We start from the raw sequence: 19,226 nt of genomic DNA on the forward strand, positions 1-19,226 counted from the left end.
GACGTGAGTGACGAAGTCCCAGGGGGATCACCAGATGCGACCCATGCGCCCGACCGACACCGCACGCCGCGGGGGGAGCGCCAGTCGCACCCCCCGGGTGTTCGCCGCAGCCGCACTAGCCGCTGTCCTGACGCTCACCGCCACCGCCTGCGGGCCGGAGGAGGACGGCGCGATCGGTGAGCCGAGCAGCTCCACCGGCCAGTCCTCCGACGGCAAGGTCACCATCCCGGACGATCTCAAGGACCGGCTCAAGGAGCACGGGATCGACCTCGACGAGTGGCGGAAGGGCGAGTGGAAGAACTGGGACAAGGACACCTGGCTGCGTGAGGCCAAGGACTACGTCAACCCGATCATCGAGGACCTCTGGGACCCTGACCGGATGCGCGAGGCCGACAAGCCCCCGGAGAACCCCGTCGACAACGACATCTCCGGCGACGAGGGTGTGACGGACCCGACCCCCGAACCGGTCCAGGCGGCGGGCCTGAAGACTCCGTACCACGACAGCGCGCCTGCGTCCGGCAAGCTCCTGTTCGACGGACCCGAGGGTTCGATGGTCTGCTCGGCGACCGTGGTGCAGGACCCGGCCCGTCCGGGCAAGTCCAACATGGTCTGGACGGCCGGGCACTGTGTGCACGCGGGCAAGAACGGCGGCTGGTACCGCAACATCGCCTTCGTGCCCTCGTACAACGACAGCGGCCTGTCGACGGCCGAGCTGGAGAACGCGTCCAAGGAGGAGATCGCTCCGTACGGCGTGTGGTGGGGCCAGTGGGCGCAGACCTCCGATCAGTGGATCAGCCAGGGTGCCGCGACCGGCGGGCAGGGCGCTCCGTACGACTTCGCCGTGCTGCAGGTCGCTCCGGAGAAGGGCTCGACGGGCAAGTCCCTGGAGGAGACCGTCGGTTCGGCCCTCCCGGTCGACTTCAACGCTCCTGCCGTCCCGGAGATCGACAGCATGACGGCGACCGGCTACCCGGCGGCCCCGCCGTACGACGGCCAGAAGGCGCTGCAGTGCACCGACCGGCCGGGCCGCCTGGCGGTCTTCGAGGGCCAGCCGACGATGTACCGCGTCGGCTGCACGATGACCGGTGGTTCCTCCGGTGGCGGCTGGGTCGCGGAGGGGCAGGACGGAAAGCCCGCCCTGGTCTCCAACACCTCCATCGGCCCGGTGACGGCTGGCTGGCTGGCCGGCCCGCGCCTGGGCACGGAGGCCAAGGGCATCTACGAGGCCGTGAGCAAGAAGCACGCGGGGCAGTAGGACCGCGGCCGGGGGCCCTCCGTACGGCACGAGCCGTTCTTACCTGGGGGCCCACGGCCCAACAGCTGGACGATGCGGGAAGGCCGGGCTCCCCCGAGGGGGATGCCCGGCCTTCCCGCATCGGTCGTGTCAGTGGGCGACCGGTGCGAACATCCCGAGGTCGGCGCTCAGTTCCTCGTGGACCCGTGCCCTGAGGATCGTGCCCTCCGGGGTGTGCTCCTCGGAGAGGACCTCACCTTCGGCGTGCACCCGGGAGACGAGCGCGCCCTGGGTGTACGGCACGAGTGCCTCGATCTCGACGGACGGGCGCGGAAGCTCGGCGTCGATCAGTGCGAGCAGCTCGTCGATACCTGCGCCCGTACGTGCCGACACCGCGATCGCGTGCTTCTCCGTGCGCAGCAGGCGCTGCAGCACGAGCGGGTCCGCCGCGTCCGCCTTGTTGATCACGACGATCTCGGGTACGTCGACCGCGCCGACCTCCCGGATCACCTGACGCACGGCTGCGAGCTGCTCCTCCGGCACCGGGTGTGCGCCGTCCACCACGTGCAGGATGAGGTCGGAGTCGCCGACCTCCTCCATGGTGGAGCGGAACGCCTCGACCAGGTGGTGGGGAAGGTGACGTACGAAGCCGACGGTGTCGGCGAGGGTGTAGAGCCGCCCGCTCGGCGTCTCGGCCCGGCGCACGGTCGGGTCGAGGGTCGCGAACAGGGAGTTCTCGACGAGGACACCCGCGCCCGTGAGCCGGTTGAGCAGCGAGGACTTCCCCGCGTTGGTGTATCCGGCGATGGCCACCGAAGGCACCTTGTTGCGCTTTCGTTCCTGGCGCTTGATCTCGCGGCCGGTCTTCATCTCCGCGATCTCCCGGCGCATCTTCGCCATCTTCTCGCGGATCCGTCGCCGGTCCGTCTCGATCTTGGTCTCACCGGGACCACGGGTGGCCATGCCGCCACCGCCGCTGGAACCGCCGCCGCCCATCTGACGGGACAGCGACTGACCCCACCCTCGCAGGCGCGGGAGCATGTACTGCATCTGTGCCAGCGACACCTGGGCCTTGCCCTCGCGGGACTTGGCGTGCTGGGCGAAGATGTCGAGGATCAGCGCGGTCCTGTCGACCACCTTGACCTTGACGACGTCTTCCAGGTGGATCAGCTGGCCGGGGCTGAGCTCACCGTCGCAGACGACGGTGTCGGCCCCGGACTCGAGAACGATGTCGCGCAGCTCCAGCGCCTTGCCCGAGCCGATGTAGGTGGCCGGGTCGGGCTTGTCGCGCCTCTGGAACACGGCGTCGAGCACCTGGGCGCCCGCCGTCTCGGCGAGGGCCGCGAGCTCCGCGAGGGAGATCTCCGCGTCACGGACGGTCCCCGATGTCCAGACACCGACGAGGACCACGCGCTCCAGGCGCAGCTGTCGGTACTCGACCTCGGTGACGTCCTCGAGCTCGGTGGAGAGTCCCGCGACACGGCGCAGCGCCGCACGTTCGGAACGGTCGAGCTGGTCTCCGTCCCGCTCTCCGTCGATCTCGTGGCTCCAGGCGACGTCCTCTTCCATCAGGGCGTCGGCCCGAAGGCTCTCGGTGAAGCTCTCGGAGTTCGCATCCGCGGCGCTCTGCGCGTTCTGCGCGTCCTGGGGAAGGGAGGAAGAGGAGGTCATTGGATCCTTACGTCGATAGAAGTCCGCTACGTCAGTCACAACGCGTGACCCCGCCGGAAGATTCCCCTCGGGGTTACCCACCGGTCGGCCGCTGTGCCGACGCGTCGATAGTGGCATGTCCCCGCCCGGCTCGTCACTCGGGTTTCGGTGCCCGTCCGGGGCCCTGACCGTGCTCGGCCGGCGCGGGGATCCGGCCGCCTCCGGCGCTCCGGGGCGTCTCGCTGCGCCAGTCGGGGTGCCCGGGCATCGGCGGGGTCCTCCTCCCGTACAGCCACCCGTCGAAGAACGCCGTCAGGTCCCTCCCGGCGATGCCCGACGCCAACTCCGTGAACTGCCGCGTGGTCGCCGACGCGTTCCGGTGGACCCTGACCCAGGTGCGCTCCAGGCGGTCGAACGCGGCCTCGCCGATCTCCTCGCGCAGGGCGTACAGGATGAGCGCGCTCCCGTCGTACACGACCGGCCTGAACAGGCTGATCTTGTGGTCGGGGGTGGGGACGTCGGGGCGGGCGGGCGGGCCGCCCGCGGCACGCCAGGCGTCGGAACGGCTGTAGGCCTCACGCATCCGCCGTTCCATCGGCTTCTGCGCGTGTTCCTCGGCGTAGCGGGCCTCGTACCAGGTGGCGTGTCCCTCGTTGAGCCACAGATCGGACCATGACCGCGGGGAGACGCTGTTGCCGAACCACTGGTGGGCGAGCTCGTGCACCATGACCGAGTCGACGTACCACTCGGGATATCCCGCCTCGGTGAACAGGGAGCGTTCGAAGAGCGAGAGCGTCTGGGTCTCCAGCTCGAACCCCGTCTCGGTGTCGGCGACCAGCAGCCCGTACGTCTCGAAGGGGTACGGGCCGACCTGCTCCTCCATCCAGGCGAGCTGCGCCGGGGTCTTCTTCAGCCAGGGCTCCAGCTTCTGCCGGTCGGCGGCGGGCACCACGTCGCGTACCGGCAGCCCGCGCGGTCCGGTGCGGCGCAGGACGGCTGAGCGGCCGATGGACACCTGGGCCAGTTCCGTCGCCATCGGGTGCTCGGTGCGGTAGGTCCAGGTGGTCGAGCCGGAGTGTTCCCGCCTCCCGGTGGGCAGACCGCCGGCGACGACCGTGTACTCCTTCGGCGCGGTCACCCGGAAGGTGAAGTACGCCTTGTCGGCGGGGTGGTCGTTGCCGGGGAAGACACGGTGTGCGGCGTCGGCCTGGTTCGCCATCGCGAGGCCGTCGGCGGTCGGGACCCAGCCCCCGTTGGCCTTGTCCCCCGAGGGGTCGCTCGTGTGCCGCACGGTGATCCGCACGGGCGTGCCCGCCGGGAGCCGCGAGGGCACGTCGACGACCAGGTCCTCACCCGCGGTGGCGAACTCCGAGCCGTGGCCGTTGACTTCGACGGACCGGACGGTGCCGCGCGCGAAGTCGAGGTTGATCCGGTCCAGGGGGGCGGTGGTCCGCGCGTCGATGGTGGTGACGGCGTCGAGGGGCTTGGTGTTGCTGCCCCTGTAGGTGAGTGAGATGTCGTACGAGAGGACGTCGTAACCGGGGTTGCCCAGGTGGGGGAACAGCCGGTCGCCGATACCGAGCGGTTCGGGTGCGGGCAGGGTGGCGGCGACGAGGGTGACCGACGCGGTGGCGAGCAGGGCTGCGCGCAGTCGGCGGGAGGTGAGCGGCATGGACTACGGCTACCAGCGCGCGCCGTCCGCACGGGAGTGGCGCGCGCCGCACCACCCGAACGGGGTCGCCCGGCAGCGGCAACGAGAGGCTCTGGAGGGCTGCGGTCAGCCCGTGGCGGCGGTCTGCTGGGCGCGGCTCACGTCGTACACGCCGGGGACGTCGCGCATCGCCCGCATGAGGCCCGGCAGGCCGGCCGCGTCCGGCAGCTGCAGCGTGTAGGTGTGCCGGACGCGCTGTTCGCTGGGCGGCTCGACCGTCGCGGAGACGATGGCCGCGTCGGCGGTCGCGATGGCCTCGGTGAGGTCGGCGAGGAGCCGGGGACGGCCGAAGGACTCCGCGACGAGGGTGACCTTGTAGTCGGTGGTGCCGCTCAGGTCGCCCGGGTCGTCCCAGCGTGCCCCGACGGCCGCCCGGCCCGTGCCCCGCATACGGGCCACCGCCGGGCACTCCTCGCGGTGCACCGTGACCGCCCCGCCGCGCACGGTGAACCCGATGATGGTGTCGGGCGGGACGGGGGTGCAGCATCCGGCGAGCCGGACCGGTGCCCCCGGCATGTCGACGACCACGCCCGCCACCCGGTCGGCGGCCCGGCTCCGGCTGCCGGCGGCTTCGTCGGCCGGCTGCGCCTGCGGTCTCGGAGTGTCGGGCCGGCTCTTCTGGGGCCCCTGGGCGCCGTCGGGATGGGCGTCGAGCCACCTGGTGATCGCGATCCGCGCGGTGGGGGTGCGCGCGTGGTCGAGCCACTCCGGGGACGGACCGGACGAGGCGTCCTGGGCGAGCAGCAGCTGCACGGTGTCGCCGTCGTTCAGTGTGGTGCTGAGCGTGGCGAGCCGGCCGTTGACCCGGGCCCCGATGCTGGCGTGGGCCTCTTCCCCGTACTGCGCGTAAGCGGCGTCGACGCAGCTGGCGCCGGCCGGGAGTCCGAGCGTCCCGCCGTCGGTGCGGAAGACGGTGATCTCCCGGTCCTGCGCGAGGTCGGCGCGGAGCGTGGCCCAGAAGGTGTCGGAGTCGGTGGCCGACTCCTGCCAGTCCAGGAGGCGGGACAGCCAGCCCGGCCTGGTGGGGTCGGCGCGTTCGCCGTCCGCGGGTTCCAGCTGCTGTGCGGCGGCGGAGCCGTCCTGGGTGTAGGGGTTGCCGAGTGCGACGACGCCGGCCTCGGCGACCTTGTGCATCCGGTGCGTACGGATGAGGACTTCGGCGACCGCGCCCTCGGAGCCGACCACAGCGGTGTGCAGCGACTGGTAGAGGTTGAACTTGGGGGCCGCGATGAAGTCCTTGAACTCGGAGATCACCGGCGTGAAACAGGTGTGCAGTTCGCCCAGGACGGCGTAGCAGTCGGCGTCCTCCCCCACCAGCACCAGCAGACGTCCGAAGTCGGTGCCACGCATCTCGCCGCGTTTGATCCTGACGCGGTGCACGGAGACGAAGTGGCGTGGCCTGATGAGCACTTCGGCGTTGATGCCGGCTTCCCGCAGGGTGGTCCTGACGCTGTCCGCGATCTCCGTGAGCGGGTCCTGCGCGCCTTCCCAGGCGGAGACCAGGGCGTGGGTGCGCTCGCACTCCTCCGGGTGCAGGATCGCGAAGACGAGATCCTCGAGTTCCGTCTTGAGTGCCTGCACACCGAGGCGTTCGGCGAGCGGGATGAGTACGTCCCGGGTGACCTTGGCGATCCTGGCCTGTTTCTCGGGCCGCATGACGCCGAGGGTGCGCATGTTGTGCAGCCGGTCCGCCAGTTTGATCGACATCACGCGGACGTCGTTCCCGGTGGCGACGAGCATCTTGCGGAAGGTCTCGGGCTCGGCGGCGGCCCCGTAGTCGACCTTCTCCAGCTTGGTGACGCCGTCGACCAGATAACAGACCTCGTCGCCGAACTCCTCCCGCACCTGATCGAGGGTCACCTCGGTGTCCTCGACCGTGTCGTGGAGCAGCGAGGCGGTCAGGGTCGTCGTCTCGGCACCGAGCTCGGCGAGGATCAGGGTGACCGCGAGGGGGTGGGTGATGTACGGCTCACCGCTCTTGCGCATCTGACCGCGGTGCGAGGACTCCGCGAGTACGTAGGCCCTGCTCAGAATGGCCAGGTCGGCGTCCGGATGGTGCGCGCGGTGCGCCTCGGCCACGTGCCCGATGGCGTCGGGGAGCCGGTCACGGGAGACCGGCCCGAGCAGGGCGACACGGCCCAGCCGGCGCAGGTCGATCCGTGCGCGACCGCGCTTGCGAAGGGGAGCACCTGGATTGGCGGCCTCTGCGCTCATGGGGCACCTCCGGCGACGTCGACCGGCAGGGAAGGGATGCGGGTACACCCCCGGGCCGGTGCTTGATGCTATCGACCCCACCACGTGGCGCAGTCCAGCTCTCGCCCGGCGTGAAACGGATCACCCATTCGAGCGAAGCTCTAACCGATCATCGTTTCGACCCACGCGGAGTCGATCACGCCCTCGGCGACGATGACCGCGGGACCGGTCATGTCGATCCCGCCGTCGGGGTGTTCGGTGATCACCAGGGTGCCTCCGGGGAGGTCCACCGTGTACGTCGCGGGTGCTCCGGTCTGCGCGGGGTCCACACCGTCCCTGCGTGCGGCCGCGACGGCGACGGCGCAGGCGCCGGTGCCGCAGGAGCGGGTCTCGCCGGAGCCGCGCTCGTGAACCCGCATCGCGACGTGCCGCGGTCCGCGGTCCGCGACGAACTCGATGTTGACGCCGTCCGGGTAGACCGACTGCGGGCTGAACGGCGGTACGGAGAACAGGTCCCCGGCGTGGTCCAGGTCCTCGACGAACGCGACGGCGTGCGGATTGCCCATGTTGACGTTCCGGGCGTCCCAGCTCCGGCCGTCCACGGTGACCGTGACTCCGGTGTCGGGGAGCGCAGCCCGCCCCATGGAGACCGTGACGTCGCCGTCCTTGGCGATGTGCACCCGCTTGACCCCGCCCCGGGTCGCGACGGCCAGGTCGCCCTCGGCCGCGAACCCGGCGCGCTGCAGGTAGCGGGCGAAGACGCGGACCCCGTTGCCGCACATCTCGGCGACCGAGCCGTCGGCGTTGCGGTAGTCCATGAACCACTCGGCCTCGTCCGCCATGTCCCGGGCGTCGGGGTGCGCGGCGGAGCGTACGACGTGCAGGAGTCCGTCACCGCCGATGCCCGCACGCCGGTCGCAGAGCCGGGCGACGACGGGAACCGGCAGGTCGAGGGCGTTGTCCGGGTCCGGGACGATCACGAAGTCGTTCTCGGTGCCGTGTCCCTTGAGGAAGGCGATCTGCGAAGTGCTCACGGACCAACTGTACGAGGCCGTGGCGACGGTTCGCCGGTCCGGGGGCCGCGTCGCCGGGCGCCCGGCTCCCAGCAGGCCGCCGGGCTCTCAGCGGAGGCGGGCCACGCGCCAGACGGCCAGGGCGACCAGCACCCCGCACACGGCGACGTACAGCGCGATCACGCGCCAGTCGGGGCGTTCGTTCGCCCCTCTGGCCGGCAGGCCGGGCCAGGTGTGACCGACACGGCGGGCCGCCATCATGCCCCAGCCGGCGGCGCAGCAGCTGATCAGGAGCCCCAGCATCGCCACCACGGCTCCGCCCCCGCCGAACTCGAAGGCGAGCGGGAAGGCGAACATCAGGGAGCCGACCGCCGCCAGCAGCACGATCGGGGCGAGCTGCCAGATGCGCATGCGGCGGGCGGGGCGGAGCTCGACCTCGACCTCGGGGACGACGTCGAGGTCGTCGGGCCCGTCAGGGCTCAGACGTCCTGCTTCATGACGCGTGTGCGGTGCGTCTCGGTCTGTGTCGCGAGGGCCGGCCTCCATCGCCACGCGCCCTCCCAACTCGGACTCCACTGGTCGATCGATGCTCGATGATGGCACGGCCCGGGCCGCCGAAATGACGGGCGGAGCTTCCCGATGCCATCACGTGATCAGGCTGTAACCGCTCGTTCGACCAACGCCAGCGCCCGGTCCGGGAGTTCTCCGCGCTGTTCCTCGGCACCACTGAGCCACTCGACGCGCGGGTCGCGCCGGAACCACGAGTCCTGACGGCGCGCGAAGCGTTTGGTCGCGCGTACCGTCTCGGCGCGCGCCTCGTCCTCGGTGCACTCCCCCGCGAGCGCCGCGAGGACCTGCTGGTAGCCGAGCGCACGCGAGGCGGTGCGCCCCTCGCGCAGCCCCCCGGCCTCCAGCTCGCGCACCTCGTCCACGAGTCCGGCGTCCCACATCCGGTCCACGCGGGTGCGGATCCGTTCGTCGAGTTCGGGGCGTTCGACGTCCACACCGATCTGGAGGGCGTCGTAGACCGCCTCGTCGCCGGGGAGATTGGCGGTGAAGGGCTTGCCCGTGATCTCGATGACCTCCAGGGCGCGGACGATGCGGCGTCCGTTGCTCGCCAGGATGGCCTGCGCCGCGCCGGGATCCGCGGCGGCGAGCCGGGCGTGCAGGGCGCCGGAGCCGTGCTCCGCCAGCTCCTGTTCGAGCCTGGCGCGTACGCCGGGGTCCGTCCCGGGGAATTCGAGGGCGTCGATGGCGCCCTTCACGTAGAGGCCCGAGCCGCCCACCAGGACGGGGGTCCGCCCCTCGGACAGCAGCCGGTCGATCTCGGTGCGCGCGAGCCGCTGGTACTCGGCGACGCTCGCGGCCTCGGTGACGTCCCAGATGTCCATCAGGTGGTGAGGGACGCCGCCACGCTCGGCAAGGGTCAGCTTCGCCGTGCCGATGTCCATGCCGCGGTAGAGCTGCATGGAGTCGGCGTTGACCACTTCACCCCCGAGCTGTTGGGCGAGGAACACTCCCAGGTCGGATTTTCCGGCCGCGGTGGGACCGACGACGGTGATGACGCGGGGGGTGGGAGCTGATGTTCTCACCGGGACAGTGTCCCAAACTTCGGGACGCGTCCGGACCGGAAGGACCGGGTGCCCGTCGCGCCCGGAACGGAACCTCTCACTCCGCCCGGTGCGGACGGACACGGCGAGTGACGCGACTTCGCTCACAGCCGAGTAAAATGTGACCACAGTCCCCCAGCACGGAAGGTGGCCCCATGGGTTTCCTGGACAACCTGAAGGCCAAGCTGGCCCCGGCCAAGGAAAAGGTCGGCGACCTCGCGCAGCAACACGGGGACAAGATCGACCAGGGCCTCGACAAGGCCGCCCGCACGGTCGACGAGCGGACCAAGGGCAAGTACAGCGACAAGATCGTGTCCGGCACGCAGAAGGCCAAGGACGCGGTCGACCGCCTGGGCAACAAGAACGAGGGCGGCACGCCGCCTCCGCCGCCCGCTTCCTGACCCCGGCAACCGGTGGTGGCGAGGGCCGTGGAGCGAAGCCGCTCCACGGCCCTCGGCCGTTCCGGGGAAGAGCCTGATCCGTCAGGACCAGGCGGCGACGGCGTATCCCACGCCGTAAGGGGCGCCCTCGTAAAGCAGCTGCCCGCCGAGGCCGGCGCCCCGGGCAGCGCCTGCGAGCACCTGCCAGGGCGCCCGGCCCGCCGCCTTCAGTTCGTACGCCAGCGATTCGTCCAGAGCGGCCAGCGCGGCGAGGTCGGCGGTGCCCAGCGCCGATGCGGCCGCCGCGTCGAAGTCCGCCGCCCGCTCGTCCAGGTAGCCGGGCGCCTTGACCGTCCGGCAGGCACTGCCGTCGCCCATGACCAGCAGAGCGACGCGTTCCGCCCTGGCGGCCAGGTCCGCGCCGGCGCTCAGGCAGCGGTCGGCGGCGAGTGCCTCCCCCACTCCGAGCCCTTCGGCCGGAGCACAGTCCCACCGGGCCAGGCCCAGCAGCCAGGCACCGACGGCGAGGGACGCCGGGAGAGGGCGTTCCGGCGCCGGGGACCCGGCGGGCGACTCGCCCAGCCGCACGGTCAGGTCCACGCCGAATCCGGCGAAGGAGCCGACCGAACCCGGGGGGAAGGGGCCTCGGCCGTCCGGCCCCGCGGGGCCGGCCACGATCAGCACGTCAGGCCGTGCGGCGGCAAGCACGCCCAGTGCGTCGAGACACGCGCTTCTCGCGGCGTCGAGCTCGGGCCCGGCTCCCGTGGCCACCTCGGGCACCAGGAGCGGCGGACAGGGACAGACAGCGGCGGCGACAAGCATGCCGGTCAGCGTACTCAGTCGCAGCCGCACCCCGGGGTGGCGGCCGCGGGCAGCGGGGCGGGCGCGCCGATGCCGGGCAGACCCAGCATCACGCCTGCGGGCCGGGCGGCAGGAGCCGCGTTGCGCTTCTCCCAGGCGTCTCCGGACCGCGTACGCCGGACTCCCAGGGGCGTGCCCTCGGCGAGCAGGTGGTGCGGGGCCGCGTAGCTGATCTCGACCGTGACGACATCGCCGGGGCGTACGTCCTCGGACGGCTTGGTGAAGTGGACGAGCCGGTTGTCGGGAGCGCGGCCGGAGAGCCGGTGCGTGGCGCCGTCCTTGCGGCCCTCGCCCTCCGCGACCATGACGTCCAGGGTTCGGCCGACCTGCTTCTTGTTCTCGTTCCAGGAGATCTCCTCCTGGAGGGCGGACAGGCGCATGTAGCGCTCCTGCACGACCTCCTTGGGGATCTGCCCCTCCATGTCGGCGGCGGGTGTCCCGGGGCGCTTGGAGTACTGGAAGGTGAAGGCGTTCGCGAAGCGGGCCTCGCGCACGGCGTGCATCGTCTGCTCGAAGTCCTCCTCGGTCTCCCCGGGGAAGCCGACGATGATGTCGGTGGAGATGGCGGCGTCCGGCATGGCGGCGCGCACCTTCTCGATGATCCCGAGGAAGCGCTCCTGGCGGTACGAGCGGCGCATCGCCTTGAGGATCGTGTCCGAGCCCGACTGCATCGGCATGTGCAGCTGGGGCATCACGTTCGGCGTCTCGGCCATCGCAGCGATCACGTCGTCGGTGAAGTCGCGCGGGTGGGGCGAGGTGAAGCGGACGCGCTCCAGCCCCTCGATGGCGCCGCAGGCCCGCAGCAGCTTGGAGAAGGCCTCACGGTCACCGATGTCGGAACCGTAGGCGTTCACGTTCTGACCGAGCAGCGTGATCTCGCTGACGCCTTCGGCGACGAGGGCCTCGATCTCGGCCAGGATGTCGCCGGTGCGACGGTCCTTCTCCTTGCCCCGCAGCGCGGGGACGATGCAGAAGGTGCAGGTGTTGTTGCAGCCCACGGAGATCGACACCCACGCCGCGTAGGCGGACTCGCGGCGGGTGGGCAGGGTCGAGGGGAACGCCTCCAGGGACTCGGCGATCTCGACCTGCGCCTCCTCCTGGACGCGGGCGCGCTCCAGCAGGACCGGCAGCTTGCCGATGTTGTGCGTGCCGAAGACGACGTCGACCCAGGGGGCACGCCGCACGATGGTGTCGCGGTCCTTCTGCGCCAGACAGCCGCCGACGGCGATCTGCATCCCGGGGCGCTTCGTCTTCATCGGGGCGAGGCGGCCGAGGTTTCCGTAGAGCTTGTTGTCGGCGTTCTCGCGCACCGCGCAGGTGTTGAAGACGACGACGTCGGCGTCACCGTCCGAGCCCTCGGGGGCGCGCACGTAGCCGGCGCCCTCCAGCAGCCCCGACAAGCGTTCGGAGTCGTGGACGTTCATCTGGCACCCGTAGGTGCGTACCTCGTAGCTCTTCTGGACGTCCACTGCTTCGCTCCGGTTGCCGCTGGTCATGGGACAAGGGTAGGCGGTGACCGCGCCTCTCCCGCCGCCGGAGCCCGTGCCCCGGTCCGGCCTGGCCAGGACGGGGCACCGCCTGGCAGGATCGCGCCATGCTGCACGCACTGTCCAGATTCGGCCGGCGCCGCACCCTCCAGGGGGGCGCCGCCGCCGTGGCCGTGTTCGGACTGCTGCTGTGGTGGGTGCTCCCGCTCGGGGACACGCAGCCGAGCGGTTCCCTCACCTTCTCCACCGGCGTGCGCAGCGGGGTCTACCAGCGCTACGGACAGCGGCTCGAGGGCGCGCTGGCCAAGGACATGCCCAAGGTGTCGATACGGCTGCAGAACAGTGAGGGCTCGCAGCAGAACATCGAACGGGTCGCCACGGGCAAGGCCGACTTCACCATCGCCACCGTCGACGCGGTGGCCACCTATCTGCAGAGCGGCAAGCCGGGCGGCGAACGCCTGCGCGGGTGCGTGCGGCTGTACGACGACTACGTCCAGCTCGTCGTGCCGAGGGGCTCGGACGTCCGGAAGGTGTCGGACCTGCGGGGCAAGCGGGTCGGCGTAGGACAGAAGGGCTCGGGGGTGCTCCTCGTCGCGGACCGGCTCATGACCGCGGCGGGTGTCGATCCCTCGCGGGACATCACACCGGTCGAGGCCGGGATCGACACGATGCCGCAGCGGCTGGTCGACGGGGAGCTCGACGCGTTCTTCTGGTCCGGCGGGCTGCCGACCGGTGCGGTGGAGGAGCTCTCGCAGAAGCTCGACGTCAGGCTGGTGCCGTTGGAGTCGTCCCTGATCAGCAAGCTCCAGGCGGCGGGCGGGTCCACCCGGCACTACAGGTCCGCGGTGATGCCGGCCGACGCCTACGACCACGCGCAGCGGGGCGGGGCCGTCCAGACCGTGGCGGTCGCCAACCTGCTGATCACCACGGACCGCACCGATCCGCGGATGACGGAGGCATTCACCCGCACCGTGATCGACAGCCGGGACCGGATCGGGCGCGAGGTGCATGCCGCGCAGCTCGTGGACCTGCGCACGGCGATCTACACCGATCCGCTGGAGCTGCACGAAGGGGCCAGGCGCTACTACCGCTCGGCCAAGCCCTGAGACCGTCCGCGGCACCTCAGGCGTACGGGACCCGGGCTGCGGGCGCTCAGGCGTGCGGGGCCTCGGTGGCGCGGGACCCGGGCTGCGGGCGCTCAGGCGTGCGGGGCCTCGCGCGGCACCGTGACCGTCACCAGCAGACCGTGCGGCTCGTGCGTGCCGTAGCGGATGGTTCCGCCGCCCGCCGTGAGCAGGGCGCGCGAGATGGAGAGCCCGAGACCGGAACCCTTGATGTTCTGGTGCCGCCCGCTGCGCCAGAACCGGTCGCCGACGCGCTCCAGTTCCTGCTCGGTGAGCCCGGGTCCCCGGTCGGCGACGACGACCGTCGCACCGGTCCCGTCGGTGCCCGTCGTGACCCGGACCTCCTCGCCCTCGGGCGTGAACTTCAGCGCGTTGTCGATGACGGCGTCCAACGCGCTGGAGAGAGCTATCGGGTCGGCCCAGCCGGTGACCGCGGGTGCGCCGTCCAGCGTCAGGCCGACACCCTTCTCCTCGGCGAGGGGACGCCATGCCGCCACGCGTTCACCGGTGAGGGCACCGATGTCCGTGAGCCGGAGGTCGGCGTCCGCGTGCTCGGCCAGCGCGAGGTCCAGCAGGTCGTCCAGGACGTTCGCCAGGCGCTTGCCCTCCGTCCGCACGGAGGCGATCTCCTCGTTGCCCTCGGGGAGTTCGAGCGCGAGGAGCTCGATCCGCAGCAACAGCGCGGCCAGGGGGTTGCGCAGTTGGTGGGAGGCGTCGGCGACGAAGGCACGCTGCTGTTCCAGCACGTCCTCGACGTTGTCGGCCATCTCGTTGAACGACTTGGCCAGACGCCTGAGTTCCGGCGGGCCTCCGGACGCGGCGACGCGGGAGCGCATCCTGCCGCTGGCTATGTCGTGGGTGGCCGCGTCCAGGGTCCGTACCGGCAGCAGCACCCAGCCGGTGAGCCGGACGGCGGCGCCCACGGCCACCAGCATGGCCGCGGCCTCGCCCAGGGCGATGAGGAGCCAGCCGCGCAGGGTCCTGGAGCGCATCTCGCCGGTGGGCGAGTCGGTCACGACGACAGCGACGACGTCGCCGTCCCGGACCACCGGTGAGGCGACGGCGAGCCGGCCGTTCTGCCACGGCCAGACCTGCGCGGGGTCGTGGGACCGCCGGCCGAGCAGGGCTTCGCGGAAGGCGTCACGCCCCTCTCCCTCGTCCGGCAGGGTCCAGCCGTCCGGTGCCTTGGCGAGGGCCCTGTCGTCCCGGTAGAAGACGCCGGCTCTGATCCCGTACACCGAGTCGTAGGCCTCGAGTTCGGTCTGCAGGATCCGCCGCCGCTCGTCCGAGCCCTCGACGGGCTCGCTGACGAACTGGGCGAGCGCGGCGAAGCGAGCCGTGTCGTCGATACGGTCGATGACGACCCGCTGCTGTTCGGCGGCGGCCACCCGTACGGCGAGCGGGAACCCCAGGGCGAGCAGCACGGCGGCCATGAGGACGATGAGCAGGGGAAGCAGGCGGGTGCGCACAGGGCGTGACGTCCTCAGCCCGGCGGCGGGACGAGCCGGTAGCCGACACCTCGTACGGTCTCGACCAGTGCCGGGAGCCGCAGCTTGGAGCGCAGCGACGCGACGTGCACCTCCAGGGTGCGTCCCGTTCCCTCCCAGCTGGTCCGCCACACCTCGCTGATGATCTGCTCCCGGCGGAAGACCACGCCGGGACGCTGGGCCAGAAGCGCGAGCAGGTCGAACTCCTTGCGGGTGAGCTGGACCTCCTGGCCGTCGACGCTGACCCTGCGCGTGGGCAGTTCGATGTGGACCTGCCCGATCCGCAGGGCCGCGAGCGGCGTCGGGCCGGTGTCCTCGCCGGCCGTCCTGCGCCGGGCGACGGCGTGGATGCGGGCGAGGAGTTCACCGGTGTCGTACGGCTTCACGACGTAGTCGTCGGCACCGAGGTTGAGACCGTGGATCCGGGAACGTACGTCGGAACGCGCGGTCACCATGATCACCGGGATCGCGGAACGCTTGCGGATCTTCCCGCACACCTCGTAGCCGTCCTGGTCGGGCAGCCCGAGGTCCAGGAGCACGACACCGAAGGGCTCCTTGTCGGCGGGCAGCAGCGCCTTCAGCGCCTCCTCACCGCTACGGGCGTGCACGACCTGGAAGCCGTGGCGCGCGAGAACGGCGGACAGGGCCGCCGCGACGTGGTCGTCGTCCTCGACGAGCAACAGCCTCATGACCCCTCCTCTCCGTTCGTACCGTCCGGGAGGATTCATGTTCTTCCGGGACGGTTGGCACTGTCCGTGATGGTCCGTCGGTGTTCCCCCGCACGACCCTTCGCGTACGGAGACGATTCACACGTCCCCGTAGTAGGGCATCCACTCCGATGAGGGGTGTGCCAGTCAAGACCATCCCCGTTACCAGTGGGTTTCCGTTACCCACCCGGTACGCCGCCGAGCGCGCCGTGGTGTCCCGTTCACACGGAGTGTCCGGCTGAGGCCGGATCGTTATGCTCAATTTCCGCTCAGATGTAATGACGATGGTCGCACTGCGTCACTAGGGTCCTTCCCTAACCGAGGAGGACGGAGCAAGAAGCCGATGAGCGGAGTGTCAGTGACCAAGGCCGCCGAGGATGCCGCACCTGCGGGGGACGACCTTGTCGTACTGAGCAACGTCAACAAGCACTTCGGCGCGCTGCATGTGCTCCAGGACATCGACCTGACCATCGCCAGTGGCGAGGTCGTCGTAGTCATCGGACCCTCAGGGTCCGGGAAGTCCACGCTGTGCCGCACGATCAACCGCTTGGAGACGATCGACTCGGGCGCGATCTCGATCGACGGCAAGCCGCTGCCCCAGGAGGGCAAGGAGCTCGCCAGGCTGCGTGCCGATGTCGGCATGGTCTTCCAGTCGTTCAATCTCTTCGCGCACAAGACGGTGCTCGAGAACGTGATGCTGGGCCAGATCAAGGTCCGCAGGACGGAAAAGAAGCTCGCCGAGGAGAAGGCCCGGGCACTGCTCGACCGCGTGGGGGTCGGAGTGCAGGCGGACAAGTACCCCGCCCAGCTCTCCGGCGGCCAGCAGCAGCGCGTCGCGATCGCCCGCGCGCTGGCCATGGACCCCAAGGTCATGCTCTTCGACGAGCCCACGTCGGCGCTCGACCCGGAGATGATCAACGAGGTCCTGGAGGTCATGCAGCAGTTGGCCCGGGAGGGGATGACCATGGTCGTCGTCACCCACGAGATGGGCTTCGCCCGCTCGGCCGCCAACCGGGTCGTCTTCATGGCCGACGGAAAGATCGTCGAAGAGGCCACGCCGGACCAGTTCTTCAGCAACCCGCGCAGTGACCGGGCCAAGGACTTCCTGTCGAAGATCCTTCACCACTGATCCCGCACGGCTGGTCCAGCGCCGGCTGAACATTCACATCGCGTCAACCCAGGGAATCCCATCATGCAGCTTCGCAAGGTCACCGCCGCCTCGGCCGCCGTGCTCGCGCTCGCCCTCACCGCCACCGCCTGCGGCTCCGACGACAAGGACGACGCCGCGGGCTCCGGCGGCGGCGACAAGATCACGATCGGCATCAAGATCGACCAGCCCGGTCTCGGTCTGAAGACGCCCGACGGCAAGTTCACCGGCTTCGACGTCGACGTCGCCACGTACGTCGCCAAGGAACTCGGCTACGACGCCAAGAACATCAACTTCGTCGAGACGAAGAGCGCCGACCGCGAGACCGCGATCGAGCGCGGCGACGTGAAGTTCATCGCCGCCACGTACTCCATCAACGACGAGCGCCTGCAGAAGGTCGACTTCGCGGGCCCGTACCTCCTCGCGCACCAGGACGTCCTCGTCCGCGCCGACGAGAAGACCATCAACTCGCCCGAGGACCTGAACAACAAGCGGCTCTGTTCCGTCACCGGTTCGACCTCCGCGAAGAACGTCAAGGACAAGCTGGCCCCGAAGGCCCAGCTGCAGAACTACGGCGGCTACTCCGAGTGCCTCACCGGCCTGGAGAACGAGGCCATCGACGCCCTGACGACGGACGACTCGATCCTCGCCGGTTACGCCGCGCAGGACGTCCACAAGGGCAAGTTCAAGCTGGCCGGCTTCAAGATGACCAACGAGAACTACGGCATCGGCCTCAAGAAGGGCGACGCCGACCTCAAGAAGAAGATCGACGCCGCGCTGACCAAGATGGTCTCGGACGGCTCCTGGGACAAGGCGGTCGAGACCAACTTCGGCCCGGCCAACTACAAGAACGACCCCGCGCCGAAGATCGGCGACGTCGTCAAGTAGGTCTCCCGCCGCCAGGCGGTCCGAAGACGGGCTGACGAGGTGCGCCGCCGCCGAGGCGGCGCACCGAGCCCTCCCCACACGTGGAAGCACGGGAGATCGTGTTCGACTTTCTTGAAGGTTACGACCTACTGGGGGCCTTCTGGGTGACGGTGAAGCTCACCGTCTACTCCGCCCTCGGTTCCCTCATATGGGGAACACTTCTGGCCGGCATGCGGGTCGGCCCGGTCCCCCTGATGCGCGGTTTCGGTACCGCCTATGTGAACATCGTCCGCAACATCCCGCTGACCGTGATCATCGTCTTCGCCTCGCTCGGTCTCTTCCAGACCCTGCAGGTCGAACTCGGAGGCGGCGGCGACTTCGAGGTCATCAACTTCCGACTCGCCGTACTCGCGCTGGCCCTCTACACCGCGGCCTTCGTGTGCGAGGCGCTGCGGTCGGGCATCAACACGGTGCCGGCCGGCCAGGCCGAGGCGGCTCGCGCGCTCGGGCTGAGCTTCACCCAGGTGCTGCGGCTGGTCATCCTCCCGCAGGCCTTCCGCTCGGTCGTGAACCCGCTGGCCAACGTGCTGATCGCGCTGACCAAGAACACCACCGTCGCAGCGGCGATCGGCGTGGTCGAAGCGGCGTACCTGATGAAGGACATGATCGAAGCAGAAGCCCAACTGATCCTCATATCCGCCGTCTTCGCGTTCGGATTCGTCTGCCTCACCCTCCCGACCGGGCTCCTGCTCGGCTGGGTGAGCAAGAAGGTGGCGGTGAAGCGATGACGACGTCCGTCCTCTTCGACGCACAGGGCCCCCGCGCCAAGCAGCGCAACATCCTGTACACCGTCGCCTTCGTGGTGGTCCTCGCCGCAGTGGCCTGGTGGGTATACACCAGCCTCGACGAGAAGCACCAGCTCGACTGGGTCAAGTGGGAGCCGTTCTTCACGAGCCCCCAGCCGTGGCAGACGTATATCTGGCCCGGGCTTCAGAACACGCTCAAGGCCGCGTTCTTCGCCCTGCTGATCGCACTGCCGCTCGGTGCCCTCTTCGGGATCGGCCGCCTCTCCGACCATCGCTGGGTGCGCATGCCGTCCGGCGTCGTCGTGGAGTTCTTCCGCGCCATCCCCGTACTGATCCTGATGATCACGGCGAACGCCGCGTACGCGGAGTTCACCGACCTCGCCACCGAAGACCGGCTGCTGTACGCCGTCGTCACGGGCCTGGTGCTGTACAACGCCTCGGTGCTCGCCGAGATCGTGCGGGCCGGGATCCTCTCCCTCCCGTACGGACAGACCGACGCCGCGAAGGCGATCGGGATGCGCAAGGGCCAGACGATGGGGTACGTGCTGCTGCCGCAGTCGGTCACCGCGATGCTGCCCGCGATCGTCAGCCAGATCGTCGTCATCGTGAAGGACACCGCACTCGGCGGCGCGGTGCTCACCTTCCCGGAGCTGCTGGCCTCGGTCCGCCCGATGAGCGCGAACTACGGCGCGAACACCATCGCCTGCTTCACGATCATCGCGCTGATCTACATCGCGCTGAACTTCGCGCTGACGTCGTTCGCGAGCTGGCTCGAGCGCCGGCTGCGGCGTGGCAAGAAGAGCACGGGCGCGGTGGTCGGTGCCGGCCCCGACGGAGGCATCAAGACCATCGGCACACCGAATCTCGTGACCGAGGACGGCCGCGCGACCTGACGGCCTGTAGGCAGAAGTCCCACGGGGGGCGCGGCGTGTTCGCCGCGCCCCCCGCC

17 protein-coding genes are annotated in these 19,226 nt (G+C 70.3%); 7 read left to right on the forward strand and 10 right to left on the reverse strand.

The window, feature by feature from the left end; genetic code table 11:
- Window positions 1-43 precede the first annotated feature (43 nt).
- The gene (locus P8A20_RS09160) at window positions 44-1,255 is read left to right on the forward strand and encodes a trypsin-like serine peptidase (protein ID WP_147959828.1); all 1,212 of its coding nucleotides are present in this window, start codon (window positions 44-46) and stop codon (window positions 1,253-1,255) included.
- Window positions 1,256-1,384: 129 nt separating this feature from the next.
- Here the strand turns inward: P8A20_RS09160 and hflX are convergent, their stop codons facing one another.
- The 6 genes from hflX to miaA all read right to left on the reverse strand — a co-directional run bounded on the left by hflX (window position 1,385) and on the right by miaA (window position 9,393).
- The gene (gene hflX / locus P8A20_RS09165) at window positions 1,385-2,905 is read right to left on the reverse strand and encodes a GTPase HflX (protein WP_147959827.1); all 1,521 of its coding nucleotides are present in this window, start codon (window positions 2,903-2,905) and stop codon (window positions 1,385-1,387) included.
- A 133-nt stretch (window positions 2,906-3,038) separates the two neighbouring features.
- Window positions 3,039-4,556, reverse strand: coding sequence for a M1 family metallopeptidase (locus P8A20_RS09170; protein WP_306103310.1), 1,518 nt, complete (start codon window positions 4,554-4,556; stop codon window positions 3,039-3,041).
- A 105-nt stretch (window positions 4,557-4,661) separates the two neighbouring features.
- Window positions 4,662-6,809 (reverse strand): RelA/SpoT family protein, encoded by a 2,148-nt coding sequence (locus P8A20_RS09175; RefSeq protein ID WP_306103311.1) that lies wholly within the window; start codon window positions 6,807-6,809, stop codon window positions 4,662-4,664.
- Between the two features lie 140 nt (window positions 6,810-6,949).
- A complete protein-coding gene (gene dapF, locus P8A20_RS09180; protein WP_306103312.1) occupies window positions 6,950-7,822 on the reverse strand; it encodes a diaminopimelate epimerase in 873 nt (290 codons plus the stop codon).
- 87 nt (window positions 7,823-7,909) lie between these two features.
- A complete protein-coding gene (locus tag P8A20_RS09185) occupies window positions 7,910-8,347 on the reverse strand; it encodes a hypothetical protein (protein WP_147960478.1) in 438 nt (145 codons plus the stop codon).
- Between the two features lie 107 nt (window positions 8,348-8,454).
- Window positions 8,455-9,393 (reverse strand): tRNA (adenosine(37)-N6)-dimethylallyltransferase MiaA, encoded by a 939-nt coding sequence (gene miaA, locus P8A20_RS09190; protein WP_306103313.1) that lies wholly within the window; start codon window positions 9,391-9,393, stop codon window positions 8,455-8,457.
- 173 nt (window positions 9,394-9,566) lie between these two features.
- On the opposite strand from miaA, the gene P8A20_RS09195 reads away from it, so the two are divergent.
- Entirely contained in the window at window positions 9,567-9,812 is a 246-nt protein-coding gene (locus tag P8A20_RS09195) for an antitoxin (RefSeq protein WP_147959822.1), read from the forward strand.
- An 81-nt stretch (window positions 9,813-9,893) separates the two neighbouring features.
- Here P8A20_RS09195 and P8A20_RS09200 read toward each other — a convergent pair whose 3' ends face one another.
- Together P8A20_RS09200 and miaB are read right to left on the reverse strand one after the other, a co-directional pair.
- Complete coding sequence (locus tag P8A20_RS09200) at window positions 9,894-10,613, reverse strand: class III extradiol ring-cleavage dioxygenase family protein (RefSeq protein ID WP_147959821.1); 720 nt, start codon at window positions 10,611-10,613, stop codon at window positions 9,894-9,896.
- Window positions 10,614-10,627: 14 nt separating this feature from the next.
- Window positions 10,628-12,148, reverse strand: coding sequence for a tRNA (N6-isopentenyl adenosine(37)-C2)-methylthiotransferase MiaB (miaB, locus tag P8A20_RS09205; protein WP_187282156.1), 1,521 nt, complete (start codon window positions 12,146-12,148; stop codon window positions 10,628-10,630).
- A 98-nt stretch (window positions 12,149-12,246) separates the two neighbouring features.
- Between miaB and P8A20_RS09210 the strand changes: the two genes are divergently transcribed.
- Complete coding sequence (locus P8A20_RS09210) at window positions 12,247-13,245, forward strand: TAXI family TRAP transporter solute-binding subunit (protein ID WP_306103314.1); 999 nt, start codon at window positions 12,247-12,249, stop codon at window positions 13,243-13,245.
- A 92-nt stretch (window positions 13,246-13,337) separates the two neighbouring features.
- Here P8A20_RS09210 and P8A20_RS09215 read toward each other — a convergent pair whose 3' ends face one another.
- Entirely contained in the window at window positions 13,338-14,732 is a 1,395-nt protein-coding gene (locus P8A20_RS09215; RefSeq protein WP_147959819.1) for a sensor histidine kinase, read from the reverse strand.
- A 14-nt stretch (window positions 14,733-14,746) separates the two neighbouring features.
- Entirely contained in the window at window positions 14,747-15,439 is a 693-nt protein-coding gene (locus tag P8A20_RS09220; protein ID WP_147959818.1) for a response regulator transcription factor, read from the reverse strand.
- 361 nt (window positions 15,440-15,800) lie between these two features.
- Between P8A20_RS09220 and P8A20_RS09225 the strand changes: the two genes are divergently transcribed.
- The 4 genes from P8A20_RS09225 to P8A20_RS09240 all read left to right on the forward strand — a co-directional run bounded on the left by P8A20_RS09225 (window position 15,801) and on the right by P8A20_RS09240 (window position 19,170).
- Window positions 15,801-16,586 carry an amino acid ABC transporter ATP-binding protein gene (locus P8A20_RS09225; protein ID WP_147959817.1) on the forward strand — a complete coding sequence of 262 codons (786 nt, stop codon included), beginning with the start codon at window positions 15,801-15,803 and terminating at the stop codon, window positions 16,584-16,586.
- 63 nt (window positions 16,587-16,649) lie between these two features.
- Entirely contained in the window at window positions 16,650-17,492 is an 843-nt protein-coding gene (locus P8A20_RS09230) for a glutamate ABC transporter substrate-binding protein (RefSeq protein ID WP_147959816.1), read from the forward strand.
- 98 nt (window positions 17,493-17,590) lie between these two features.
- Window positions 17,591-18,259 carry an amino acid ABC transporter permease gene (locus tag P8A20_RS09235; protein ID WP_147959815.1) on the forward strand — a complete coding sequence of 223 codons (669 nt, stop codon included), beginning with the start codon at window positions 17,591-17,593 and terminating at the stop codon, window positions 18,257-18,259.
- Window positions 18,256-19,170 (forward strand): amino acid ABC transporter permease, encoded by a 915-nt coding sequence (locus P8A20_RS09240; protein WP_306103315.1) that lies wholly within the window; start codon window positions 18,256-18,258, stop codon window positions 19,168-19,170. The genes P8A20_RS09235 and P8A20_RS09240 overlap by 4 nt, the downstream gene beginning before the upstream one ends.
- Window positions 19,171-19,226 lie beyond the last annotated feature (56 nt).

Origin of the sequence: Streptomyces sp. Alt3 (assembly GCF_030719215.1) — a bacterium.
GTDB lineage: Bacteria > Actinomycetota > Actinomycetes > Streptomycetales > Streptomycetaceae > Streptomyces > Streptomyces glycanivorans.